Raw genomic sequence first — 23,728 nt, 5'->3', positions numbered from 1 at the left:
GCCCCCCACGGGCGCTCACCCCGCCTTGCGCACCCAGCCCACGTAGTGGGCACCGCGGTGCTCCAGGCGGACGAGCACATTGCCCGTCGCGTCGCACCACGCGGGCAGATCCGCCTCCAGCCCCCGGTCCGTGGAGATGAGCTCCACCAGCGTCCCGGGCTGGAGGCGGCGCATGGCCTTGGCAATCTCCAGGATGGGCACCGGACAGAGGGCCCCGGACGTATCCACGCGCACACCGGCTTCCATGGCCGCGCATCCTCTCACGGTTGGGTCACGGCCCAAGCGCCTCCCCCACGCATTCCAAGAGGGAATTTTGGCGCTCCGAGCGTCGTTGTCCGACCCTTCGAGGCCTCTGGATAACGGGCGGACGCAGGCGGTCATCGCGGCTTGCGTGTCTGGAATTCCCTCTGTTAAGTACCCCGCCCTTTCCCTACCCAGACACCCGCTTGGGGCCCGGAGTCGGACCTATGGCGCAGGAGCATTCCCAACCCATGAAGCCCAATGTCATCGTGGCCCTGCTGGTGGGCCTGGTGCTCGGGTTCGTTGGCGGCCGTGCCGCCACCGGCTCGAAAACCACCCCCGGCAGCACGCCTTCCCTCGCGCAGGCCGCCAACAAGCCCGCCGCGCGCGCCGTGGACCCCACCGTCTTCAAGGTGCCCATCGACGGCGCCCCGACGAAGGGCAGCGCCAACGCGCTCGTCACCCTGGTGGAGTTCTCCGACTACCAGTGCCCGTTCTGCAGCCGCGCGCACAACACCGTCCAGCAGCTGGAGAAGGACTACGGCAGCAAGCTCCGCGTGGTGATGCGCCAGAACCCGCTGTCCTTCCACGCCCAGGCCCGCCCCGCGGCCCTCGCGGCGCTCGCCGCCGGTGAGCAGGGCAAGTACTGGGAGATGCACGACGTCCTCTTCGCCAACCAGAAGAAGCTGGATGCGGAGAGCCTGGAGGGCTACGCCAAGCAGATCGGCCTGGACCTGGCGAAGTGGAAGGCGGACATGGCGGACGCGCGCCTGGGCGCCACCATCGACAAGGAGCAGGCCCTGGCCCAGCAGCTGGGCGCCAGCGGCACGCCGGCCTTCTTCATCAACGGCCGCTTCCTCTCCGGCGCGCAGCCCATCGAGAACTTCAAGGCCCTCATCGACGAGGAGATGGGCAAGGCCGAGGCCCTGGTGAAGAGCGGCGTCGCGCCGTCGCAGGTGTACGCGCGCACCATCGAGAAGGGCCTCGAGCGCGCCCCGTCCCGCCCCCAGCAGCCGGATGCGCCCCCGGCCGCCGCGAAGAAGATCGAGATCCCCTCGGACTCCCCCGTCTTCGGCCCGGCCACCGCGAAGGTGACCATCGTCGAGTGGTCCGACTTCGAGTGCCCGTTCTGCAGCCGCGCGGTGCCGACCCTCACCAAGATCAAGGAGACCTACGGCAAGGACGTGCGCGTGGTGTTCCGCCACCAGCCGCTGCCCATGCACTCGCACGCGAAGCTCGCCGCCCAGGCCTCCATGGCCGCCCACGAGCAGGGCAAGTTCTGGGAGATGCATGACAAGCTCTTCGCCAACCAGCGCGCCCTGGAGCGCGGTGACCTGGAGAAGTACGCCCAGGAGCTGGGCCTGAACATGAGCAAGTTCAAGGCCGACCTGGAGTCCAGCAAGGTGGCCGCGAAGGTGGAGGCGGATGCCTCCGCGGGCATGGCGGTGGGCGCCAACGGCACCCCGGCCTTCTTCATCAACGGCCGCTTCCTCTCCGGCGCGCAGCCCTTCGAGGCCTTCAAGCCCCTCATCGACCAGGAGATCGCCAAGGCCGACAAGGCGCTCGCCGCCGGCACCAAGGCGGAGGACCTCTACGCCAAGCTGAACCAGGACAACGTCAACGCCGCGCCGGCCGCTCCCGCGGAGCCGGCCGAGCCGGCGGTGCAGAAGGTGGAGCTGGGCAACGCCCCGGTGCGCGGTCCGAAGAACGCGCCGGTGACCATCGTCGCCTGGTCTGACTTCGAGTGCCCCTTCTGCGGCCGCGCCGTGCCGACCATCGAGCAGGTGGAGAAGGAGTACAAGGGCAAGGTCAAGTTCGCCTTCAAGCACCAGCCCCTGCCCTTCCACCAGCACGCCAAGCTCGCCGCCCAGGCCTCCATGGCCGCGAACGAGCAGGGCAAGTTCTGGGAGATGCACGACAAGCTCTTCGCCAACCAGCGCTCGCTGGACCGCGAGAGCCTGGAGAAGTACGCCCAGGAGCTGAAGCTGGACATGAACAAGTTCAAGGCGGCCCTGGACTCCGGCAAGTTCGACAAGCAGATCGAGGCGGACATGGCGGATGGTGCCTCCAAGGGCGCCAACGGCACGCCCACCTTCTTCATCAACGGCCGCACGCTGGTGGGCGCGCAGCCCTTCGAGGCCTTCAAGCGCGTCATCGACGAGGAGCTGAAGAAGGCCGGCGTCGCGGTGGCGGCGGAAGCGAAGTAGCCCTCGCCCGTTCCTGAAACACACAAGGCCGCCGGCTCCCACGGGAACCGGCGGCCTTCGTGTTTCCAGCGCGTGCCCGGTGAGACGTCAGGACACGGCGATGGCGTCGATCTCCACCTGGGAGCCGCGCGGCAGCGCGGACACCTGCACGGTGGCGCGGGCCGGCGGCGTGCCCGGGAAGGCGCGCGCGTACACCTCGTTCACCTTGGCGAAGTCACCCAGGTTGGTGAGGAAGATGGTGCAGCGCACGACGTGGCTGAAGTCCAGGCCGCTGGCGGCGAGCACGGCCTTCAGGTTCTTCATCACCTGCTCGGCCTGCGCGACGACGTCCCCGGGGACGAGCTCCATCGTCTTCGGGTCCAGGGGAATCTGGCCGGACAGGAACGTCATCTTCCCGGCGTCCACCTGCACGGCCTGGGAGTAGGGGCCAATCGCCTTGGGGGCGTCGTCGGAGTGGATTGCCTTGCGCGCCATGCAGCACACCTCGCGTTGAGGCGGCCCTCCTGAAAGGCGGGGCCGCGGGTCCGCCGGGCGCTGTAGCACAGGCGCGGGCTAGATTCGCTCGACCGAGTAGACGCCCGTCAACCGCTCGATGGAGCGCATCAGGTCCGTCAGCTGCTTGAGGTCGGAGATGGTGACCTCGAAGGTGTTCACCGCCCGGTCATCGCCGGTGGCCCGGCAGTTGGCCTGGGAGATGTTGACGCTCTTCTTGGAGAACGTGTTGGTGATGTCCGCCAGGAGGCCCGGCCGGTCCGCCGTCAGCACGCGCAGCGTGACGGGCCGCTTGAAGTCGCCCTTCACGTCCCAGGACACGTCCACGCGCCGCTCGGGGTCCGTGGCCAGGGCCTTCTCACACCCCACCGTGTGCACCGTCACCCCCCGCCCCCGCGTGATGAACCCCGCGATGGGGTCCCCGGGAACGGGGTTGCAACAGCGCCCGAAGCGCACGAGCACGTCGTCCACGCCGCCAATCTGGACGCCGCTGCGGTTGTTGCGCCCCACCAGCCGCTTGGCCAGGTCCGTCATGCGCGACAGGCCCGGCAGCATGGAGGCGTTGCCCCCCGCGCCATGGCCCGTCCCGTTGCCGTCCGAGGCGGGACGCGGGGCCGGCTCCGCCTGCGCCAGCTTCTCCTGCGGCACCAGGCGCTGCACCAGCTGCTGCGGCGTCACCTTCCCGTAGCCGATGGCGACCAGCATGTCGTCCTCGACGCGGAAGCCCAGCTCCTCGGCGACCTTCTTCACCTCGCCGGAGCGCATCAGCTTGTTGAAGTTGAGCTGGAAGCGCTTGAACTCGCGGTCCACCAGCTCGCGGCCCAGCTGCAGGCTCTTGTCGCGCTGCTGCTGCTTGATGAAGCCGCGGATGCGCTGCTGCGCGCGGCTCGTTTTGACGAAGGTGAGCCAGTCCTTGGACGGGTGCGCCTGCGGGCTGGTGAGCACCTCCACCGTGTCGCCGTTCTTCAGCTTGTAGCGCAGCGGGACGATCTTCCCGTTCACCTTGGCGCCCACGCACCGGCCGCCCACGTCGGAATGGATGGCGTACGCGAAGTCCACCGGCGTCGCGCCGCGCGGCAGGCTGCGCACGTCGCCCTTGGGCGTGAAGACGAAGACCTCGTCGGTGAAGAGGTCCACCTTCACCGTCTCGAGGAACTCCTTGGGGTCCTTCAAGTCCTGCTGCCACTCCATCAGCTGGCGCAGCCAGGCGAACTTCTCGTCGTCCTTGGAGATGGGCGCGCGGCCTTCCTTGTAGGCCCAGTGCGCGGCGATGCCCTCCTCCGCGATCTTGTGCATCTCCGCGGTGCGGATCTGCACCTCCACGCGCTCGCTCAACGGACCAATCACCGTGGTGTGCAGGGACTGGTACATGTTGGGCTTCGGGATGGCGATGAAGTCCTTGAAGCGCCCGGGCACCGGCTTCCACATCTGGTGCACCATGCCCAGCGCCTCGTAGCAGGCGGGCACCGACGGCGCGATGATGCGGAACGCGATGATGTCGTGGATCTGATCGAAGTCGATGCCCTGCGACTTGATCTTCTTCCAGATGCTGTAGACGTGCTTGAAGCGCCCGCTGACGTCGCCCTTGAGGCCGCGCTCCTGGAGCTTGGCGCGCATCAGGTCGCAGGTGTCCTCGATGTACTTCTCGCGCTCCTTCTTGCGCTTGTTGAGCTGCTCCTCCAGCGCGAAGAACTCCTGCGGCTTCACGTAGCGGAAGGACAGGTCCTCCAGCTCCGTCTTGATCCAGGAGATGCCCAGGCGGTTGGCCAGGGGCGCGTAGATGTCCAGCGTCTCCTGTCCGATGCGGGCCTGCTTCTCCTCGGACATGTGATCCAGCGTCCGCATGTTGTGCGTGCGGTCCGCCAGCTTCACGAGGATGACGCGGATGTCCTGCGCCATCGCGATGATCATCTTGCGGAAGTTCTCCGCCTGCTTCTCCTCCTGGGAGAGCGTCGCGGACGCGGAGAACTTGGACAGCTTCGTCACGCCGTCCACCAGCTGCGCGACCTCCGGGCCGAAGAGCTCCGTGAGCTCCTCCGCGGTGGCGAGCGTGTCCTCGATGGTGTCGTGGAGCAGGCCGGTGACGATGGAGGCCTCGTCCAGCTTCAGCTCCGCCAGGATGCCCGCCACCTCCAGCGGGTGGATGAGGTAGGGCTCTCCCGACTTGCGGAGTTGTCCCTGGTGGACCTTGGCCGAGTAGACGTACGCCTTCTTGATGATGTCCAGATCGGGGTCCGGGTGGTACGACGCAACCCGCTGCAGGATGTCGTTCAGGCGAATCATCGAGGCGGTGGCAATCGTAACTGCCTCAACCAGCAGGGGCAACGTTACCCTGGAACATCGCGGACCCCGCCGGGTTCAGGGGGCCCGGGCGCCTTGGATACAGGTCCGAGGCTTTCGTTGACCGGGCGTTTCACGCCCCCCTAGATTGGCCTTCTGCCCATGTCTCAGCTTCTGCTGTCCGCGCTCCCGGTGGTCTGCCCGCATTGTGACGGCTACAACCCGCCACGCTCGGCCACCTGCGTGCTGTGCGGCCAGGCGCTGGAAGAGGCCGCTCCGGCCCCCCGCCCGGCGGCCGCGCCCCCTGCCCGCCCGGGGACGCCGCCTCCCGCCGCGAGCCCTGGCCGCCCCGCCGCCGTCGCGAGCTTCACGCGGCCGGGCGAGGTGTACGCGCCGCCCACGCCGCCGCCGCCCAGCGCGGTGCCGCCCGGGCTCAAGCCCTCCGCGCGCACCCCGCCGCCCACGGCGGCCCAGGGGCTGATGGTGGAGGCCCGCCGGGCCGTGGGGACGCCTCCGCCTCCGCGCGCGGGCTACGGGCCGGCGATTCCGCCCGCCAACACCCGGCCGCCTCCGCCCGTGCCGGACAACACGCTGCCGCCCCGGGGCGGCACGGGGGCCACGGCGCCGGTCCCTCCGGGAGCCACGCCGCCGGCCACCACGGGCGCCACGGCGCGTCCGCCGCCGGTGGCCTCGCGCTTCGGGCTGGCGGTCATCGCCGGGACGACGCGCGGCCAGCGCTACAAGCTGCCGGTGACGGGCTGTGTGGTGGGCCGCCAGCGCGGCGCCATCCTCTTCCCGGACGACGTCTTCGTGTCACCGCTGCACGCCACCTTCCTCGTGAAGGACGGCGCCCTCTTCGTGCGCGACGAGTCGAGCGCGTCGGGCGTCTACGTCACCTTCGCCGGCACGGAGCCGCTGGCGCCGCGCGCCCTCTTCAGCGCCGGCCAGCGGCTGTTCCGCTTCACCGGCCGCGTGGAGTCCCCCGCGCCCGTGGCGGGCCGGCCCACGCCGTACGGCTCGCCCGTGCCGCTGGGCCAGGCGCTCTACGGCGTGGAGGAGGTGCACATGGGAGGCCGGGCGGGCCGCGCGGTGGTGACGGCCGCGGCGCTGCTCACCATCGGGCAGGCGCACTGCGACCTGGCGTACCCGAACGACGAGGGGCTCGCTGGCCGTCATTGCGAGCTCAGCCCCACGGCGACGGGCGCGCTGCTGCGCGACCTCTCCGGCGGCCTGGGCACCTTCGTGCGCATCCCGCCCGCGACGGAGCGCCTGCTGCGTCCGGGAGACCGCGTCCGCCTGGGTCAGCACGTCATGCAGGTGGAGACGCTGGGCTGACGGGAAGAAGCCCCGGCCTCACACCAGGCCGGGCGCGCACCGGGACGGACCGCCGCTCACCAGGCGCCGCGGGCCCTCAGGGCGCCGGGGGACGCGCCACCGGGCTGCCGAGCCGGGCCTCGATGTACTCACGGGCGCGCGAATCCGGCATGTCGGTCAGGTGGCGCACCCACCAGCCGCGGGCCTCGTCCGTCATGTCGCGCTGCCAGTACAGCTCGCCCAGCTTGAGGGCCAGCTCCGCCTCCGGGTTGTACTGGAAGGCTTCCCGGTAGAGGGACGTGGCGCGGCCCAGCTCGCCGGCCATCACGTCGTGGTCCCCGTCCCGCGTCAGCTTGCGCGCCTTGTCCACGTTGCGCGAGGCGCTGGGAATCTGCCGCTGGTAGTCCGGCACGTCCGCGCCCGCGTTGATGGGCCGGGGCGCGTTCTGCGGAAGCTGGTACCCGCCATTCTCCGAGCCGCTGCCCGCACCGATGCCGAAGTAGTAGACGAAGAAGCCCACCGCTCCCAGCACCAGCACCGTGGTGAGCGCCTTGAAGAAGAGGATGATGCCCTCGCCACCACCACCGGAGGTGGGCGCGGCCACGGCGGTCCGGGTGCCCTCGGGCGCGAGCGTGGACTCCTCGGAGACCGGGGTGCGCGAGTGGGGCAGGCCCTGCACGGTGGCCTCCACCGTCACGTCGTTCCAGCCCGTGTTGTTGCGCGCCGAGTTCTGCGCGGCCTGGGAGCGGCGCGGGATGGGGGCCAGCACGTTGGAGGCCTGGGGACGGCGTCCACCGGTGTCACCGGCGGCGCCTCCGCGGCGGCGCTCCTTGTCGACGGCGAGCAGCTCCGCCTTGAAGGCCGCGGCGTTGGCCGGCCGGTCGTCCGGGTCCTTGGACAGGACGCGGAGGATGAGCCGCTCCATGCCCGGGGAGATGCGCGCGTCCGGGCGGCGCCGCGTGGGCGGGGGCGGCTCCTCGGTGAGGTGCTTGGTGGCGAAGCCCACCGCGGAGTCGGACTCGAAGGGCAGGAGGCCCGTCATCAGCTGGTAGAGGATGACGCCCACCGCGTACAGGTCCGAGCGGTGGTCCAACACCGCGCCCCGCGCCTGCTCCGGGGACATGTACTCGGGGGTGCCGCACACGAAGCCCGCGCGCGTGAGGGCCGGGCCCTCGTCCTGCGAGTCGGTGATCTTCGCGATGCCGAAGTCCAGCACCTTCACGAAGTCCGGCTCGTTGCGGCGCTGCTCCACCATGATGTTCTCGGGCTTGAGGTCCCGGTGGATGACGCCCGCGCCGTGCGCGTCCGACAGCGCGCTGAGGATCTGCAGGGCGATGCGCACCACGCGCGCCTCGCCCAGCGGCCACTCGCGGCTGAGAATTTGATGCAGGTCCTGCCCGGCCACGTACTCCATCGCGATGAAGAGCGCGCCGTCGTCGGCCTGGCCGAAGTCCAGCACGCTGATGGAGTTGGGGTGGTTGAGGCGGCTGGCCGCCTTGGCCTCGCGCTGGAAGCGCGCGACGGTGCGCTCGTCCGACAAGAGCGTGTGGCGCAGCACCTTCAGCACCACCACCTTGTCCAGCGCGAGCTGGCGGGCCCGGTACACCTTGCCCATTCCGCCCTCGCCGATGAGGGCCTCCACCCGGTACTTGGCGGCAATCGTCTTGCCCACATATTCGTCGCCGCCGTCCGCCGAGCGCAGGAGCGTCGCGCCGCAGGCGGGGCAGTAGCGGGAGGAGTCTTCGGCGTCAGCGCCGCAGGAAGGGCAGTACACGTCAGCGTCCAGTCAGTGGGGCCGGGACTTCACCATGCCGCTCGGGTGGGGAGCAAGCCGTGCGCTGTCGGTCCCCCAAGGCGGCGCGGGCCTGCTAGAAGGGAGCCTCGCATGGACGCCGTGGACTATTGCCCCCGCTGTGACACCGAGAATTCCCGGGATGCCACCGTCTGCCGCGCCTGCGGCTCGGCGCTGCGCTCCGGGACCATGGTGATGGCCGTGGCGCACATCTCGTCGCGCCCGCAGGTATCCATCCGCGTGGTGCGCGCGGACGGCGGCCCGGAATCACTGGTGCGCATGCAGCGCGACACCCTCACCTGCGGCCAGCAGGCGGACATCGCGCTCACCGACGACCCGTTCATCATGCCCGTGCAGGCGCGCTTCTTCTTCTCCGGCGCGCGGCTGGCCGTGGAGGACGTGGGCGGCGCCAACGGCGTCTTCGTGCGCCTGCGCAATGAGCGCGAGCTGCCCGCCGGCGGAGAGCTGCGCCTGGGCCGTCAGCGCCTGGTGCTGGAGCCCATCCCCGCCGCGGCGCTCGGGCCCGGCGGCACGCAGGTGTGGGGCTCGCCGGATCCCGGCTACCGGCTGCGCCTCATCCAGCAGTTGGAGGGCGGCCTGCGCGGCGCGGCCTTCCCGCTCAAGGACGGCGACAACCTGCTGGGGCGCGAGCAGGGCGACATCGCCTTCCCCACGGACGGCTTCGTGTCCGGGCGGCACGCGCTGCTGCAGGTGCGGGGGGACCGCCTGATGGTGCGCGACGTGGGCTCGTCCAACGGCACCTTCATCCGGCTCGCGGGGCCGACCTTCGTCGACAACGGCGATCACTTCCTCATCGGCCGTCAGCTGCTGCGGGTGGAGATCCAGCCCGCGGCGGCCTGAAGCGGCTTCGCCTCTCGGGCGAGGCATGGACCGCACGGGCATGGAAGCGCCGTGCGGCCCGGTGAAGCCACGGCCTCAGCCGTAGGACTTCTCCTTCTTCTCCTGCTCCTCCTTGCAGCGGATGCAGAGCGTCGTCACCGGACGCGCATCCAGGCGCTTGGGGGAGATGTCCTCCTCGCAGCGCTCGCAGATGCCGAACGTGCCCTCCTCCACGCGCTTGAGCGCGCTGTCGATCTTCTGCAGGAGGAACTTCTCGCGGTCCCGCAGGCGGAAGACCATGGACTGGGTGTACTCGGAGGCTGCCTGGTCGATTTCATCAGGCAGGTCATCCGTGTCGAAGGATGACTCCTCCACCAGGGTCTTCTTCGCGCTTTCGAGCAGGCTCGCTTTGCTGTCCTCGAGCATCTTCTTGTAACGCTTGAGATCTTTCTGGTTCAAAGCCGGCGGCTCCGTTGGGACGGGTAGAGGGGGCCTGCCCCCGAAAAAAAGGGCCCGAAAGCTTTATTCATACAGCTGCCAGTGTCAAGCTGACCTGCTTCAAAACGTGGGTGCACGAGGAGCGCCTTGAGCGAGAACACGAAGTTCGATCGGGAATTCTTGCGCTCGGCGCTCTCCCTGGCCGCCAAGAGCGAGGTCGACCACTTCCTCTATATCTGCGACACGCCCATTCCTCCGGAGGACCTCCGGGGCAGGCCCGCGCGCAAGAAGCTGGTCTACGCGGTGACGCTGGACAAGCTGGCGCAGGACCTCCTGCACAAGAAGGTCCGCGCGCTCGTCATCCCCGCATACGACTACTCGCGCACGGAGCGGGTGAAGGTGGCGCTCGTCTCCGCGCTGTCCCAGGGCGCGTTCAAGGAAGGCGACCTCGTGCTCTGCATGACGGGCAAGGTGGGGCGCGCGCCGGACACGCTGATGCAGATGCGCATCGGCGGGTCGCTGGACGACCGGCTGGCCATCGAGGGCGTGAAGCTGGGCGAGGAGTTCAACTCGCAGGTGGTGGACGCGCTCATCCAGCTGGCGCTGCAGATTGGCCAGGAGGGCTTCGAGGGCCACCCCATCGGGACCATCATCACGATTGGCGACCACACGAGCGTGCTGGAGAAGAGCCGGCAGCTCACCATCAACCCGTTCCAGGGCCTGTCGGAGTCCGAGCGCAACGTGCTCGACCCGAAGATCCGCGACGCCATCAAGAACTTCTCCGTGCTGGACGGCGCGTTCGTCATCCGCGAGGACGGCGTGGTGCTGGCCGCGGGCCGCTACCTGTCCGCCAACGACGACACGGTGAAGATTCCCCTGGGCCTGGGCGCGCGCCACGCGGCCTCCGCGGGCATCACGTCCTCCACCCACTGCATCGCGCTCACGGTGAGCCAGACGTCCGGGGCGGTGCGGCTCTTCAAGGGCGGCAACATCGTGCTGGAGCTGCACCAGACGGCGCGGCGGACCTGAAGCGCCCTGCCTACTTCACGTGCTCGGGCGCCGCGGTGGGCTGGTGCTCCTCGCGGTAGATGTCCGCCAGGGCGTGCGCCTTCTCCACCTCGTCACGCGCCGCATCCAGCGCCATCACTCGGTCGAAGCGCTCCACCTGTTCGCGCAGTCCCTCCGTGACGATGCCGCCGGCGGCGATGCGCGCGGAGGCGCTCTCCCGCTCGATGCGAAGGTCGGCCACGCGCTCGCCCAGCTCGCCGGCCGCGCCGAGCAGCAGCTCCGCGTCCTGCTCCGCGCGCCGCAGCGACTCGCGCGTGGACTCCAGCAGGCGTTCGGTCTGCACGCGGTCGCGCTCCAGCACGCCCACGCCCTTCGCGTCCCCCCGGTCGTGCGCCGTCTGGCACCGTCCGGCGATGTCGCCCAGGCGGGCCGTGTAGCGCGTCACGGCGCGGGAGAGCTCGCCCTTGAGGGCCAGCAGCGTGGCGGCGGACTTGCGCACCTCGGCCGCCTGGCGCTCCAGGTCCTCGATGAGCCGGTCGAACGTGGCCAGGGGGTCCACGGGCGCCGGAGGTGCCTTCTTGCGTTTGAGGAAGCCGAACATGGCGCGTGCCTGGAAGCCTACCCGAACGGGCGGCACAGCAGGCGTACGCGTTCCAACGCCTCGCCCACCGGACGCCCGCCGCCGGACAGCACGGCCAGGTAGCGCGCGGGCGTGAGTCCGTAGACGGACAGCAGGTGCTGCAGGAGCACCACGCTCTCCGTCGCGCGCCGGTCCGCGGAGGCGAGCGACGCGGCCTCGCCTACGGCCTCCAGGATGTCCGTCACGCGCGCCACCAGGTCCGCGCCGGGTTTCTCCGGCACGGTGGGCGCCGAAGGCATGGGAGGAAAGAGCGCGTCGAAGGACGCCTCCACGGCCACGCCCGTTCCGGGAGCACGGCCCGCCGCCACCGCCTCCAGCGCGTCCAGGTGCGGGGCCAGGGCCTCCAGCGCCTCCAGCGAGGCCGGCACGTCGCGCGGCAAGAGCGTGCGCCAGGGCGTGTCGAACTCCGTGCGCGCCCAGCGGATCTCCTCGTCGGAGAGCGGGTGGTAGAAGGCGCGGCCTCCGGCGGCGCGCTGCTCCAGCACCAGGGACTTGAGGTCCGGGTTCTCCTCGCCCAGCGAGATAAAGCTCAGCGCGATGTCCAGGGCCCCCATGGGCGCGCGGGTGCGGCGGATGAGGTCCAGGTCCACGCGGTCCTCTCCGTCGGTGATCAGCACCACCGTAGCGCGAGCGAGGTACGGGTCGCGCCCCTGCGCGGCGCGGATGGAGTCGAACGCGGACAGGAGGGCGAGCGAGATGTCCGTCTGCCCCTCCGCGGGCGAGTCCCGGAAGAGCTTCTCAATCTGCCGGGTCGCCTCCGCGGCGGTGTCCACGCGCGCCAGCTCCGTGGGCACGTCGTTGAAGAAGCTGAAGTAGAGCGGATCGAAGTTCTCTCCGCGCCGCGCCTTCACGCGCAGGTTGTTCAGCTCCGCGATGATGAGCGCGTCGCGGAAGCGCGCCCGCGCGCCGTGCATGGAGCCGGAGGCATCGCAGACATAGACGCGCACGGCGGTGCGCTTCACCTTGCGGGGCTTGGGGGGCGGCGCATCGTCCAGGTACGTGCGCACGAGCTGCCGGTGCCCCGCCAGGTCCTGGAGGATGCGCCGCGGATCCGAGATGACGAAGTGGTGGACCTCGTCGAGGCTCCCCGTCGTGGCGAAGGTCATCGTCTGCGTCGGATAGGGCACCTGGCGCGGCACGGCCCGCACGGCGGCGGCGTCCTTCTCGACGATCTCCTCCGACAGCGCGTCCTCCACGTCGAAGTAGCGCGCGCACCCCGCCGCCAGGTCGAACGTGGCCAGCTGCTCCGGCTTCAGGGAGAACGCCAGGTCCGCGAGCTGCTCGTCCGGCGCGTCCTCGGGCTCACGGCCGGATTCCGCCTCGGCATCCGCCTCTCCCAGCCACTCGAGCCGCGCGCCCGCCTCCGCCTCCTCCACCATCCGCGTCAGCCGGGGCTCCGGCGGAAGCAGCGGCGCCAGCGCCTTCCGCGCCGCCGAGGCCAGCTCCGCGTCCCCCGCTTCGATGGCGCGCTCGTAGAGGCCCTGCAAGGTCCGGTAGGCGCCCCGGGGGTCCTTGTGCGCGGTCTCCCGCACGCCGCGCACCAGCGCCTCCAGGGAGCGCGTGGGTGGCACCTCGCGCACCCGCTCGCGCGCCTCCGCCACGTCGTTGCGCAGCGCCATGCTCCGCTCGCGGTCCGCGTCCGTCGTGCCCAGGCGCAGCAGCATCTCGTGGGCCAGGTCCAGGTCGCGCCGCTTCTGCACCAGGTCGATGACGTTGTCCCGAGCCCGGGCGGCCAGCAGCTCCGCGATGGCCAGGCGCGCGTTCGCCGGCGGCCGCTCCCGCGTCGTCGCCGGGCGTTCGAAGATCTCGAACGGCGCGTCGTTGCCGCCCTGCGCATCCAGCGGACGGCTGAAGAGGTCCGCCACCTTCACCGCGCGGGCCAGCCGCACGAAGCCGCGGTCCAGCGCGGTCAGGGCCCCCGGCGGAACCTCGCCGGAGCGGTGCGCCTTCTCCACGAGGCGCAGGCACTCCTCGTACTCCGCCAGGGCCTGGTTCGCGCGCGCCGCGAGCCCCTGCGCGAGCGCCCCCGCCCTGCCCCGCTGGGTGCCCAACGCGAGCAGCAGCCGGGCATCCGCGGCGGTGTGGACGCCCACGCGATCCAACTCACGGTCGAGCGCCACGAGCACCGGCAGGGCCAGGTCCTCCGGCCCCTTCAGCTTGCGGCCGAAGGGCCAGGACCACGCACCGCCGCGGGCCGCCGCGGGCTGGCGGAGCGCATCCAGGCGCTGCCGCAGGGGAGTGAGCTGACGCGCCAGCACGTCTCAGCGCCGCCTTCCGTGCAGGACCCCGGCCCTCACTGCGCGGTCCGCCGCTCCAGCACCTGCCGGCTGAAGCGTCCGAAGTCCTCGTCGATGCCGCGGAGCTGGGTGGACAGCCTGCGCGCGCTCTCGCCCAGCTCGCCCGGGAGCGCCTCCAGCATGCCCAGCGTGGACTTGAGCCGCACCAGCTCACCCTCCTTGAGCGCGAGCTGTGGGAAGCGGCTGCGCACCAGCCGTTCGAAGGTGCGCTCCGCGTCGGCGCGTCCGTTGAGCGCCTCGGGCGCGGGCAGCGCGGTCAGGAGCTGCGTCAGCCAGCTGCGCAGGTACTTGATGCGCGACTGGAGGAAGGACAGCTCCGCCTCGGCCACCGCCGCGCGCACCGTGTCGGAGAGGAACGAGGACGCGGCCGGGGGACGCGCCGCCATCAATTGTCCGTCCAGGCCCACGAGCGCGTTCAGCTCGCCGTCGGGGGCCTGCGCGGACAGCTCGCCCCGGTAGTAGGTGTACGCGTCGCCATTGAGCACGGCGCCAGGGGCCGGAGGCGGGCTGGCCACCTCACGCGACAGCACGCGAGCATGCTCCCGGAGGCGGTTCTCCAGCAGGTCCCGGCACTCGGCGAGCACCGGCTCCGCCGTCACGCCCTCGCGCCGCAGGTTCTCGGCCACCGCCTGCACCGCGCGGCCGTACTGCTCGATGCGCTCGAACGGGGTCGCCCCCAGCACCTCGCGCGCGTACGCCAGGCTCAGCGGCCGGAGCAGCTCCTGCTTCAACCCCGCCTGCGAGGGGTCCAAGGCCGTCAGCGCGTTCTCCAGTTGGGTGAGGCGCCGCGAGTCCGCGGCCAGCGCGTCCAGCGGATCCTTGCGGCCCCGAGGGGCCTGCGCGGGGAACGCCGCGGAGACCCGGCGCCGAAGCGCGGCCACCACCCGGCGGCGCGTCTCGCGGTCCGCGCCGCGCAGCCGCTCCTGGAGCGAGGGCACCGCCTCGCCGAGCATCGCCGCCAGCGAGCCCATCACGCCCAGCTCCTCCTCCAGGTTCTCCGCGAGGCCGACGAGCCACTCCATCTTCACGCTGTCCTCGAACGCGAGCCCCTCCGCCGCGGACGCGCTCATCTCCAGCGCCTGCTCCAGGAAGCGCGCGGCCGCCTCGCACAGCGCGGGGTAGCCCTGCTTCAGCTCCGGCACGGCCCGGCTCAGCTCCAGGACGTCGCGGATGGCGATGAGCAGCGCCACGCCACCACGCCCCTCCCCCTGCCCCGCCGCCATGCCGCGCGACAGCCGCTGCTCCAGGGCGGCCACCAGCGCGCGCGCCGCCACCAGCAGCGGCGCCCGGTTCTGTCCGTGGCGCGGTCCTGGCACCAGCTTGCCCAGCACGGCGCGCGCGGTGGTGGACACCAGGCCCGCCTGCCAGTTGCGGCTCAGGCCCTCCGCGGCGTTCACGTCATCCGCGGCCGCGAGCGCCGTCGCCTCGCGCTCCACGCCGCCGCCCAGCTCCTGGCGCACCTTGCCCAGCACCTCGTCGAAGGTGCGCTGCTCCAGCCGGACGATCTCCAGCTGCGCCCGCTCGCGCGGGTCCACCGCCGTCTTGAGCAGCGCGTCCACCTCCGCGGAGGGCGGGCCGCCCAGCAGGAAGAACCAGCGCAGCGCGTCCAGGTCCTCCACCGCCGCCTCGAGCGGCCGGTCCGGACGACGGTAGATCTGATCGCGCACCACCGCCGCCTTCAGCGTCCAGAGCGCCTTCACCACCGAGCGCTGGGAGAAGTACTTCGTGGGCACGTAGTCCGGCAGCTTCGACACCTGCGCCACGAGCGCGCGCTCCAGCGCGTCCGTGAGCATCTCCACGCCCTCCAGCACGGGGCCGGGCACCTTCACCTGGGCCACCGCGTCCTGGAGCACGTCCAACTGCTGGAGCGTCAGCGTGGCGCGCAGGTCCGGCCGCGTCCCGTGCACGAAGCGGTGCAGCATGGCGGCCCGGCTCTCCCGCCGGGCGAAGGCCTTGGGCACGAAGCTGATGAAGCTCAACCGGTCCGCGAACGCCAGGAGCAGCTCCGGCGAGCGCGCGAGCACCTCCGTGAGGTACCGGTTGCTCGTCATCACCACGCACTCGGTGCGGCCGGCCGTCACCTTGCGGCCGTGCTTCAGCTCCCGCTCGTACATCACGTTGAGGATGGAGCGCAGCAGCATGTCCCGGCCGTCGAAGACCTCGTCCAGGAACGCGTGCACCGCGCCCAGCATGCCCTCGTCGGTGAGGTACTCGGTGCGCCCCGTCTCCGTGAGGACCTTGAAGTCCACCGGCCCGATGAGGTCCGTCTGCAGCGTCGTCTCCGCGATCTGCTTGGAGAACAGGGACGGCAGCCCGGAGACCTCGTCGGTGATGCGCCCCAGGACGGCGCTGGCGACCGCGCTCTTCGCCGTCCCGGGCGGCCCCACCACCAGCACGTGCTCGCGGCAGAGCAGCGCCAGCTCAATCTGCGTGAACAGCGATTCCCGCTCCAGGTACGTCTCTCTCAGCTCCCCGAAGAAGCGGCGAAAGGACTGGGCGGCCTGCAGGTTGGGAGGAGGCGAAGTCACGAAAGGGCCAGAGGAGGATGCGGGGAAGGCCGCATGCTATCCGCGCCCCTCCCCCTATTTGAAGTGCACCGCACAGGCCCCGTCGGGGCAGTTGCGACCCGCGATGCGGAAGCGGTAGCGGGCCACGACCCCATACACCGCATCCGCCAGCTGCCGCAGCCCCGGGACGTAGTAGACGTAGAGCAGCCGCCCCAACGGCCGCCGGCCCAGCGCGCGGACAATGGCCTCCGCGCCCTCCAGGACCCGGCCATCCGCCTGGATGAGCTGCATGGCTTTCTCGCAGCGCTCGAAGCTCACCCCCGGGAAGGCGTCCAGGACGCCCTCGTCGCGGAACGACAAGAGCCGCGTCCCCTGCCCGCCCACCAGCTTGCGCATCTCCCGCGCGGCGCCGCTGCACACGCGGCAGTGGCTGTCGTAGAGGACCACGTCATGTCCCGGCGGCGTCGTGTGGAGCGTCGTCATGGGTCACCTTCCCCCTGGCCACAGTATGTCAACGCGGCTTGAGCATCTCATGCAGTTGTCCGTGCACGCTGCGCCAGATGTCGTGCTGCCGTTCAATAGGATCCATCAGCGCGAGCCCCACCGACGTCGCCGGAGAGCTGCCCTGGAAGGCGGAATACTGTCGGATGCGCGTGCCTCCGCCGCCGTCGTCGTCGAAGACGAACTGGTTGGTGCCGCGCAGCGGATGCCCGTCCAGGGTGGTGATGTGGACGACGTGCTCCGTCTCGTTGAGCTTCACCGTGATGGGCGCCCACACCGGCGGCGGCCCCTGCTCCTCCAGGAACAGCCGGGCGCCATCCGTGAGGACGCTCGCCGCCGGCCGCAGCGAGATGCCCGCCGCGCCGAAGAGCAGCTCCGGATTGCGGATGAAGGCCTCGAAGGCGTCCTTCGCGGACACGCCGGGAATGGTGCTGGTGTAGTCGGTGAGCGCCGTGGGAGCGCCCGCGATGGGCGGGCTCGGCTCCAGGTGCGCCAGCTGGGTGCGCGCGTAGGCGTCCATCGCCGGCCCCTTGTCCAGCGTCACGCTGAAGGCGGCGGCCTGGGTCTGCTCCAGGAGCCGCGCTCCCTGCTTCACCTGCTCCATCAGGGAACCCGTGGGCTTCGGCGGGAACGCGCCCCCCACGCCGAAGTCGAAGCCGTTGCCCTCCCGCGCCCGGGGCGCCACCTGCGGCGCCCGCGTGGGACTCGGGGCCGGCGCACCGGTCCCCCGAAACACCTCCACGGAGTTGGCCGGCGCGGCCGACGTCCGTGAAGGCGCCTCCATGCGCGGGGCCAGGGGAACGGAGACGCCCTCGGGGGCGGCGAGGTCGGGCAGCAGGCCGGACAACAGGGAGTCGATGCGGGACATGGCGGGACACCTTCGGGGTGGACTGCGAGGAACCCCTCCGCCCGTTGCAGTGCGCCTGCCGCTCGCGCCCGCGTGAATTCGCGGGGTTGCTGCCGCCCCTCATCCCGCGTCCGGCACACCCGTCCACCGGCGCGGAGAAAATGAAGAAGGCCGGCGCCCCTCGTCGGAGCACCGGCCCTCGGGACTTCAGCCCCCGCCGCGCGGCGGGAGGCTCACGGCCTTACGACTGGCGGAACTCGGCGTCCACCACGTCGTCCTTCGCGGACGGCTGGGCGCTGGAGCCCGGAGCCGCGGAGGGCTCGGCGCCCGGAGGAGGCGTGGCGCCCGGCGCGCCGCCGGTGGCCCGGTACATCTCCTCGGCCGCCTTGTAGCTGGCCTGCTGGAGCTTCTCGAGGGCCGCCTTGATGGCGTCCTTGTCCTGCCCCTCGCGCACGCGGTTCAGCTCCGCGACGCCGTCCTCGATGGACTTCGCCACCTCGGGGGTGAGCTTGTCCTTGTTCTCCTTGACCATCTTCTCCGCGGCGTAGGCCTGGCTCTCCGCCTGGTTCTTCACCTCGACCAGCTCGCGGCGGGCCTTGTCGGCGGCCTCGTTGCTGCGCGCGTCGTCCACCATCTTGCTGACCTCGTCCTTCGACAGGCCGGACGAGTGGCTGATGGTGACCTTCTGCTCCTTGCCCGTCGCCTTGTCCTTCGCGCTGACGTTGAGGATGCCGTTCGCGTCGATGTCGAACGTCACCTCGATCTGCGGCACGCCGCGCGGCGCCGGGGGCATGCCCGTCAGGTGGAAGCGGCCGAGGCTGCGGTTGTCGCCCGCCATCTCGCGCTCACCCTGCAGCACGTGGATCTCCACCTGCGTCTGGCCATCCGCCGCCGTGGAGAAGGTCTCCGACTTGCGCGTGGGGATGGTGGTGTTGCGCTCGATGAGCTTCGTCATCACGCCGCCGAGCGTCTCCACGCCCAGCGACAGCGGCGTCACGTCCAGCAGGAGGATGTCCTTCACCTCGCCGGAGAGCACGCCCGCCTGCACCGCGGCGCCCACCGCCACGACCTCGTCCGGGTTCACGGAGCGGTTGGGCTCCTTGCCGAACAGCTTCTTCACCGCCTCCTGCACCATGGGGATGCGCGTGGTGCCGCCCACCAGCACGACCTCGTTGAGGTCCTTGGGGTCCAGCCCCGCGTCCTTCAGGCACTTGCGGCACGGCTCCAGCGAACGCTCCACCAGCGGGCCAATCATCTGCTCGAACTTGGCGCGCGTGAGCTTCACGTTCAGGTGCTTCGGACCGGAGGCATCCGCCGTGAGGAACGGCAGGTTGATCTCCGTCTGCGTCGCGCTGGACAGCTCGATCTTGGCCTTCTCCGCCGCCTCCTTCAGGCGCTGGATGACCATCTTGTCCTTGCTGACGTCGAGCCCGGTGTCCTTCTTGAACTCGCTGATCAGCCAGTTCATGATCTCCAGGTCGATGTTGTCGCCGCCCAGGTGCGTGTCGCCGTTGGTCGCGAGCACGTCCACGACGCTCTCGCCCACCTCCAGGATGGACACGTCGAAGGTGCCGCCGCCGAAGTCATAGACGGCGATCTTCTCATCCTTCTTCTTGTCCATGCCGTACGCGAGCGCGGCCGCGGTGGGCTCGTTCACGATGCGGCGGACGTTCAGGCCGGCGATCTCACCGGCGTCCTTGGTGGCCTGGCGCTGGGCGTCGTTGAAGTACGCCGGGACGGTGATGACCGCCTCCGTCACCTTCTCACCCAGGTAGTTCTCCGCGGCGCGCTTGAGCTTCAGGAGCACCTGGGCGCTGATCTCCGGCGCGCTGTACTGCTTGCCCGCGATCTCCACGCGCGCGTCGCCGTTGGGACCCTTCACGACCTTGTACGGGACGAGCTTCGCCTCCTCGGACGTCTCCTCGGCGCGGCGGCCCATGAAGCGCTTCACCGAGTAGACGGTCTGCTCCGGGTTGGTGATGGCCTGGCGCTTCGCCACCTGACCGACCAGGCGCTCTCCGTCCTTCGTGAACGCGACCACCGAAGGCGTGGTGGGGGCTCCCTCTTCGTTGACGATGACCTTGGGCTCGCGACCCTCCATGATCGCCACCACGCTGTTCGTGGTGCCCAGGTCGATTCCGATAATCTTGCCCACGGTTCCCATCCTCTGGAAATTACTGCGTTTTTCCTACGAAATCCCGATGTATGCCCAACGTAACCACCCCCCCCGGCGTGTCAAACGCGAGGACGGGTTTCCCCGTAGGCCCGGGCACCCACCGCAAAGGTGATGACGCCTGCTGCGTAGCGCAGTGCGCAGCCCCAGCCGTCCGCCCGTCACCCAAACGCCATCCGCGCGCCACGGGTGCGTAACGCGCTCTACACCGCCGTCACCCCGCGGTAGCAACCGGGCGGGCATTTTGGACACCAGCTGACCGTTCAACCCCTCGGAATCACTTCTGACCGCCCGCCTGACACCGCGCGTCAGGGGTTGGCGAGAAAACTGCACAGGGAAACCGCGCCATCGCTGTCATACCGCTCCCCGCCCCTTTGGAGTCGTCCATGCTGGTTCAGCCCCTGCGTTCCACGGACTTCCGCCGCTCCCCGTCGGCGCTCCCGTCCGCCGAGCCGAAGGTCGCGGTGCTGCTGAACGCGAACGCCCGCAAGGTGGACGCCCGGGTGGTCAAGCTGCTGTCGCACGTGGTGCCGGAGGAGGACCTGTTCCTGTCGCGCTCGCCGCTGGACGCGCGGCGCATCGCGCAGACGGTGCTGGAGCGGGGCTACCCCACCGTCTTCACGGGCGGCGGCGACGGCACCTTCATGGGCTTCGTCAACGAGGTGCTGCAGCAGGTGGGCCCGCGCGGGAAGTTCGCCGGCCAGGCCGCGCCGCGCTTCGGCATCCTCAAGCTGGGCACGGGCAACGGCATCGCGGCGTTCGTCAACGCGTCCAGCACCCGGGGCGACGGCATCCTCAACGACGTGGTGCGCGCCCGCGCGGCGGAAGTCCCAGGCGTGCGCACCATGGACCTGGTGCAGGTGGACGGCCAGCGCGCACCCTTCGCGGGCCTGGGCGTGGATGGCAAGGTGCTCAACGACTACATCTCCGTGAAGGAGTCGCTGGGCAAGGGCATGTTCAAGCGGGTCATGTCCGGCGGTGGCGGCTACTTCTCCGCGGTGGCCTTCAAGACGGTGCCGCACTACCTCACCAGCTCCGTGCTGGTGGAGTGCGAAGTGGTCAACGGCCCGTCGGAGGCGTACCGCCTGGGCGCGGAGGGCCAGACCGTGGGCGGGCCGCTCGCGCCGGGCGCGGTGCTCTTCCGGGGCAAGCTGATGATGGCCGCCGCGGGCACCATGCCCTTCTACGGCTACGGCTTCCGCATGTTCCCCCACGCGAATGATCGCCGGGGCTTCCTGCAGCTGCGCCTGGGCCAGGTGTCGCCCACGCAGGTGCTGGCCAACCTGCCCCGCCTCTGGAATGGCCGCTGGGCGCCGGAAGGCCTCCACGACTTCCACGCCCGCGAGGTCACCATCCGCTTCGCGCGCCCCATGCCCTTCCAGGTCGGCGGCGACGCGGCCGGCTACCGCGAGCAGGTCACGCTGTCCGTGGCGCCCGAGTCCATCGAGCTGCTCGACTTCAACGGCGTGCAGTAGCCCCGGCGGTTGAAGGGCCCGGAAGTCTTCCGGGTCCTCCCGCACGCTTCACAAAGCAGCCTCTGCCCGGCTTCGGAGACTCAGCCGCGGTCGCGCGACGCCGGCGGCTTCTCACCCGGCTCCTTGCGGCGGCCCACGGCGAACGCGTAGCTGACGCCCGGCCGCTGGTTGTTCTCGCGGTGCAGGGCCAGCTCCTCGCGCAAGCCAACGCTCTCCGGCGCGTCACCTTCCGGCAGGTGCGATTCCAGGTCCTTGTAGAACGCGTCCAGCTCCGTGTCGTGCAGCGACTCCACGGACTCGGGCTCGAAGCCGGCGCCCTCCAGCGCCTGGAGCAGCTCGCGCGGCAGGAGCAACGGCGCGCCCAGGCGCTTCTCCCAGAAGTCCAGCACGGCCTTGGGCGTGAAGCGGCCCACGCGCGCCGGGAAGGTGAAGCCCACGCGGCCGCGCTTGCCCAACAGCGGGCGGAACACGCGCAGCGCCACGTCCAGCGGGTACTGCACGCGCCCCGGCACGAGGATGCCGTGGAAGGGCCCATCCAGCATTCCCAGCGCGTCCGGCGCCACGCGGCGCACCTCGATGCGGTCCGACAGGCCCTGGGCGCGCACCCGCTCGCGGACGGGGGACACCAGCGCTTCGTCCACGTCCACGGCCACCACGGAGCACTTGAGCTCCTGGGCCAGCAGCATGGCGGCGCCGCCGTCGGGGCCACAGCCGAGCACCAGCACGCGGGAGCCCGGCTCGAGCTGGGCCACCTTGGCGAAGCGGCGCGTGGCGTCGTCGGATCCGAACGCGCGCTGCGCCCCCGGCGGGTGGTACAGCGGGAAATGCTCGGCGGGACTCATTCCACCCTCATATACGCACCCCGGCCGGACTTCCAGCCGCCGGCGTGCTCCGGGCGCCCTGGGGCATCCGCCCCCGCACCGCCTGCCTCACAGGTAGTAGACGATGCGCGGGTCCTGGTGCAGCTCGGCGTAGATGGCCCGCCGCTGCTCCTCGGAGATGAGCAGCACGGACACGCTCAGGGACACGAACTTCCCCTTGCGGCTGTGCTGCACGTGGATGGAGTCCGGGGACACCTCCGACCCCAGCTTCCGCCGGAACAGCGAGCGCACGTGCTCCTCGAAGCCAGGCGTCTCCTCGACCGTCGCCTTGCCCATCACCTTGTACTCATAGACGGAGGGGTACTCGACGAGGGGCTTCTTCTCCTCGCCGGGCGCGTCGGGCTTGTCGGTGCCGTCCTGGGTCATGATTCGTCTCTATCAGGCGCGGGCCTCGGGCGCTTCACAACAGGTTGGCCGCCAACTCGGCCAGCATGCTGCGCTCGCCCTTGGCCATGGTGATGTGGCCGGCGATCTTCTCGTTCTTGAAGCGGTTGACCACGTGCACGAGCCCGTTGTTCGTCGAGTCGACGTACGGGTTGTCGATCTGGAACGGGTCGCCGGTGAGGATGATCTTCGTGTTGTCGCCCACGCGGGTGAGGATGGTCTTCACCTCGTGCGGGGTGAGGTTCTGCGCCTCGTCCACGATGATGAACTGGTTGGGGATGCTGCGCCCGCGGATGTACGTGAGCGGTTCGATCTCCATCAGCCCCAGGTCGATGAGCTCATGGTGCCCGCGCCCGGCCTTCTTGTCCGCGCGGCTCAGGTTCATGAGGAACTCGACATTGTCGAAGATGGGCTGCATCCAGGGGTTGAGCTTCTCCTCGACGCTGCCCGGCAGGTAGCCGATGTCCCTGCCCAGGGGGAAGATGGGACGGCTGACCAGCAGCTTGTGGTACAGCCCCTCCTCCGTCACCTTCTGCAGGCCCGCGGCGATGGCCAGCAGCGTCTTGCCCGTGCCCGCCTTGCCGACGATGGTCACGAGCTTGATGTCGTCGTTGAGCAGCAGGTCCAGGCAGAAGGCCTGCTCCATGTTGCGCGGCCGGATGCCCCACGTGCCTTCCTTGCTGTTGCGCGCGAGCGGCACGAGCCGCGCCTTGGTCCCATGGAAGCGGGCCATGGCGGTATGGGACGGGTTCAGCTCGTCCTTGAGCAGCACCAGCTGGTTGGGGAAGAGCCGGTCCTGGGCCGGCAGCTCCACCTCGCCGCCGGGCTTGTAGAGCTGATCCACCATCTCCGTGGGGACGAGCAGCTCCGTGAAGCCGGTGTAGAGGTCGGTGATTTCGACGCGCTCGGTGTCGAAGTCCTGGGCGGACAGGCCCAGCGCGTCCGCGCGGATGCGCAGGTTGGTGTCCTTGGTGATGAAGACGGCCTGGGTGTCCGGCTCGGTCTCCATCAGGTCCAGGGCCACCGCGAGGATGCGGTTGTCCACCAGGTTGCTGTCCGCCATGGAGGACGGCAGCGAACGGTCGGTGAAGGCCACGCGGAGCATCCCGCCGTGCGGCAGCGGGACGCCCTCCTTCAGGGAGCCCTCGGCGCGGAAGGAATCCAGGTAGCGCGCCACCAGTCGCGCGTTGCGCCCCAGTTCGGAGAGATCGCGCTTGAACTGATCGATCTCCTCGATGACGTAGATGGGGATGATGACGTTGTTGTCCTTGAACCCGTAGATGCTGCGGGGGTCATGGAGGAGGACGTTCGTGTCGAGGATGAAGTTCTTTCGCATCGAGGGCTTCGCGACCTGACCTGGTTCGGGTGCGATTGCGGACGGCGAGCGACGACCGTGGATGACCGACGCCGCT

19 protein-coding genes are annotated in these 23,728 nt (G+C 70.3%); 5 read left to right on the top strand and 14 right to left on the bottom strand.

From position 1 onward, the window contains the following. Positions 1 to 15: 15 nt before the first annotated feature. Entirely contained in the window at positions 16 to 246 is a 231-nt protein-coding gene (locus tag KYK13_RS15300) for a sulfurtransferase TusA family protein (protein WP_223645174.1), read from the bottom strand. Positions 247 to 491: 245 nt separating this feature from the next. Here KYK13_RS15300 and KYK13_RS15295 point away from each other — a divergent pair, with 245 nt between their 5' ends. Continuing rightward, positions 492 to 2,447, top strand: coding sequence for a thioredoxin domain-containing protein (locus tag KYK13_RS15295; RefSeq protein ID WP_223645173.1), 1,956 nt, complete (start codon positions 492 to 494; stop codon positions 2,445 to 2,447). 87 nt (positions 2,448 to 2,534) lie between these two features. Here the strand turns inward: KYK13_RS15295 and KYK13_RS15290 are convergent, their stop codons facing one another. Next, a complete protein-coding gene (locus tag KYK13_RS15290; RefSeq protein ID WP_370645362.1) occupies positions 2,535 to 2,921 on the bottom strand; it encodes a RidA family protein in 387 nt (128 codons plus the stop codon). Positions 2,922 to 2,999: 78 nt separating this feature from the next. After that, a complete protein-coding gene (locus KYK13_RS15285; RefSeq protein WP_223645171.1) occupies positions 3,000 to 5,222 on the bottom strand; it encodes a bifunctional (p)ppGpp synthetase/guanosine-3',5'-bis(diphosphate) 3'-pyrophosphohydrolase in 2,223 nt (740 codons plus the stop codon). A 159-nt stretch (positions 5,223 to 5,381) separates the two neighbouring features. On the opposite strand from KYK13_RS15285, the gene KYK13_RS15280 reads away from it, so the two are divergent. Further along, positions 5,382 to 6,554, top strand: a complete 1,173-nt coding sequence (locus tag KYK13_RS15280; RefSeq protein WP_223645170.1) for an FHA domain-containing protein — start codon at positions 5,382 to 5,384, stop codon at positions 6,552 to 6,554. 76 nt (positions 6,555 to 6,630) lie between these two features. Here the strand turns inward: KYK13_RS15280 and KYK13_RS15275 are convergent, their stop codons facing one another. After that, positions 6,631 to 8,307, bottom strand: a complete 1,677-nt coding sequence (locus tag KYK13_RS15275) for a serine/threonine-protein kinase (protein ID WP_223645169.1) — start codon at positions 8,305 to 8,307, stop codon at positions 6,631 to 6,633. Between the two features lie 111 nt (positions 8,308 to 8,418). Between KYK13_RS15275 and KYK13_RS15270 the strand changes: the two genes are divergently transcribed. Continuing rightward, complete coding sequence (locus tag KYK13_RS15270; RefSeq protein WP_223645168.1) at positions 8,419 to 9,186, top strand: FHA domain-containing protein; 768 nt, start codon at positions 8,419 to 8,421, stop codon at positions 9,184 to 9,186. 75 nt (positions 9,187 to 9,261) lie between these two features. Here the strand turns inward: KYK13_RS15270 and KYK13_RS15265 are convergent, their stop codons facing one another. Further along, positions 9,262 to 9,624, bottom strand: coding sequence for a TraR/DksA C4-type zinc finger protein (locus tag KYK13_RS15265; protein ID WP_223645167.1), 363 nt, complete (start codon positions 9,622 to 9,624; stop codon positions 9,262 to 9,264). 126 nt (positions 9,625 to 9,750) lie between these two features. Between KYK13_RS15265 and KYK13_RS15260 the strand changes: the two genes are divergently transcribed. Next, positions 9,751 to 10,632 carry a diadenylate cyclase gene (locus KYK13_RS15260; protein ID WP_223645166.1) on the top strand — a complete coding sequence of 294 codons (882 nt, stop codon included), beginning with the start codon at positions 9,751 to 9,753 and terminating at the stop codon, positions 10,630 to 10,632. A 10-nt stretch (positions 10,633 to 10,642) separates the two neighbouring features. Here KYK13_RS15260 and KYK13_RS15255 read toward each other — a convergent pair whose 3' ends face one another. From KYK13_RS15255 to dnaK, 6 genes are all read right to left on the bottom strand, one after another. Further along, on the bottom strand, positions 10,643 to 11,212 hold the full coding sequence (locus KYK13_RS15255; RefSeq protein ID WP_223645165.1) for a PspA/IM30 family protein: 570 nt from the start codon (positions 11,210 to 11,212) through the stop codon (positions 10,643 to 10,645). A 17-nt stretch (positions 11,213 to 11,229) separates the two neighbouring features. Then, positions 11,230 to 13,509 (bottom strand): VWA domain-containing protein, encoded by a 2,280-nt coding sequence (locus tag KYK13_RS15250; RefSeq protein ID WP_223645164.1) that lies wholly within the window; start codon positions 13,507 to 13,509, stop codon positions 11,230 to 11,232. 35 nt (positions 13,510 to 13,544) lie between these two features. After that, positions 13,545 to 16,076 (bottom strand): MoxR family ATPase, encoded by a 2,532-nt coding sequence (locus KYK13_RS15245; RefSeq protein ID WP_223645163.1) that lies wholly within the window; start codon positions 16,074 to 16,076, stop codon positions 13,545 to 13,547. A gap of 54 nt (positions 16,077 to 16,130) precedes the next feature. Further along, positions 16,131 to 16,538, bottom strand: a complete 408-nt coding sequence (locus tag KYK13_RS15240) for a thiol-disulfide oxidoreductase DCC family protein (RefSeq protein ID WP_223645162.1) — start codon at positions 16,536 to 16,538, stop codon at positions 16,131 to 16,133. Positions 16,539 to 16,566: 28 nt separating this feature from the next. Further along, on the bottom strand, positions 16,567 to 17,424 hold the full coding sequence (locus tag KYK13_RS15235; protein ID WP_223645161.1) for a hypothetical protein: 858 nt from the start codon (positions 17,422 to 17,424) through the stop codon (positions 16,567 to 16,569). Positions 17,425 to 17,644: 220 nt separating this feature from the next. Next, complete coding sequence (gene dnaK, locus KYK13_RS15230) at positions 17,645 to 19,558, bottom strand: molecular chaperone DnaK (RefSeq protein ID WP_223645160.1); 1,914 nt, start codon at positions 19,556 to 19,558, stop codon at positions 17,645 to 17,647. Positions 19,559 to 19,962: 404 nt separating this feature from the next. Here dnaK and KYK13_RS15225 point away from each other — a divergent pair, with 404 nt between their 5' ends. Beyond that, a complete protein-coding gene (locus tag KYK13_RS15225) occupies positions 19,963 to 21,051 on the top strand; it encodes a diacylglycerol kinase family protein (protein WP_223645159.1) in 1,089 nt (362 codons plus the stop codon). A gap of 80 nt (positions 21,052 to 21,131) precedes the next feature. Here the strand turns inward: KYK13_RS15225 and KYK13_RS15220 are convergent, their stop codons facing one another. The 3 genes from KYK13_RS15220 to KYK13_RS15210 all read right to left on the bottom strand — a co-directional run bounded on the left by KYK13_RS15220 (position 21,132) and on the right by KYK13_RS15210 (position 23,652). Then, positions 21,132 to 21,893, bottom strand: a complete 762-nt coding sequence (locus KYK13_RS15220; RefSeq protein ID WP_223645158.1) for a cyclopropane-fatty-acyl-phospholipid synthase family protein — start codon at positions 21,891 to 21,893, stop codon at positions 21,132 to 21,134. Positions 21,894 to 21,980: 87 nt separating this feature from the next. Continuing rightward, positions 21,981 to 22,298, bottom strand: a complete 318-nt coding sequence (locus KYK13_RS15215) for a YbeD family protein (protein ID WP_223645157.1) — start codon at positions 22,296 to 22,298, stop codon at positions 21,981 to 21,983. Positions 22,299 to 22,332: 34 nt separating this feature from the next. Then, the gene (locus KYK13_RS15210) at positions 22,333 to 23,652 is read right to left on the bottom strand and encodes a PhoH family protein (protein ID WP_223645156.1); all 1,320 of its coding nucleotides are present in this window, start codon (positions 23,650 to 23,652) and stop codon (positions 22,333 to 22,335) included. Positions 23,653 to 23,728 lie beyond the last annotated feature (76 nt).

Source organism: Corallococcus sp. EGB (assembly GCF_019968905.1).
Classification (GTDB): Bacteria; Myxococcota; Myxococcia; order Myxococcales; family Myxococcaceae; genus Corallococcus.
The sequence above is the reverse complement of the archived record's forward strand: the minus strand, read 5'-3'. Positions and strand labels throughout refer to the sequence as shown.

Excerpts from the sequence above, each read along its gene's own strand:
- KYK13_RS15300 (WP_223645174.1), bottom strand. The coding sequence starts at position 246 with ATGGAAGCCGGTGTGCGCGTGGATACGTCCGGGGCCCTCTGTCCGGTG.
- KYK13_RS15295 (WP_223645173.1), top strand. The coding sequence starts at position 492 with ATGAAGCCCAATGTCATCGTGGCCCTGCTGGTGGGCCTGGTGCTCGGG.
- KYK13_RS15290 (WP_370645362.1), bottom strand. The coding sequence starts at position 2,921 with ATGGCGCGCAAGGCAATCCACTCCGACGACGCCCCCAAGGCGATTGGC.
- KYK13_RS15285 (WP_223645171.1), bottom strand. The coding sequence starts at position 5,222 with ATGATTCGCCTGAACGACATCCTGCAGCGGGTTGCGTCGTACCACCCG.
- KYK13_RS15280 (WP_223645170.1), top strand. The coding sequence starts at position 5,382 with ATGTCTCAGCTTCTGCTGTCCGCGCTCCCGGTGGTCTGCCCGCATTGT.
- KYK13_RS15270 (WP_223645168.1), top strand. The coding sequence starts at position 8,419 with ATGGACGCCGTGGACTATTGCCCCCGCTGTGACACCGAGAATTCCCGG.
- KYK13_RS15255 (WP_223645165.1), bottom strand. The coding sequence starts at position 11,212 with ATGTTCGGCTTCCTCAAACGCAAGAAGGCACCTCCGGCGCCCGTGGAC.
- KYK13_RS15240 (WP_223645162.1), bottom strand. The coding sequence starts at position 16,538 with ATGACGACGCTCCACACGACGCCGCCGGGACATGACGTGGTCCTCTAC.
- KYK13_RS15235 (WP_223645161.1), bottom strand. The coding sequence starts at position 17,424 with ATGTCCCGCATCGACTCCCTGTTGTCCGGCCTGCTGCCCGACCTCGCC.
- KYK13_RS15225 (WP_223645159.1), top strand. The coding sequence starts at position 19,963 with ATGCTGGTTCAGCCCCTGCGTTCCACGGACTTCCGCCGCTCCCCGTCG.
- KYK13_RS15220 (WP_223645158.1), bottom strand. The coding sequence starts at position 21,893 with ATGAGTCCCGCCGAGCATTTCCCGCTGTACCACCCGCCGGGGGCGCAG.
- KYK13_RS15215 (WP_223645157.1), bottom strand. The coding sequence starts at position 22,298 with ATGACCCAGGACGGCACCGACAAGCCCGACGCGCCCGGCGAGGAGAAG.
- KYK13_RS15210 (WP_223645156.1), bottom strand. The coding sequence starts at position 23,652 with ATGCGAAAGAACTTCATCCTCGACACGAACGTCCTCCTCCATGACCCC.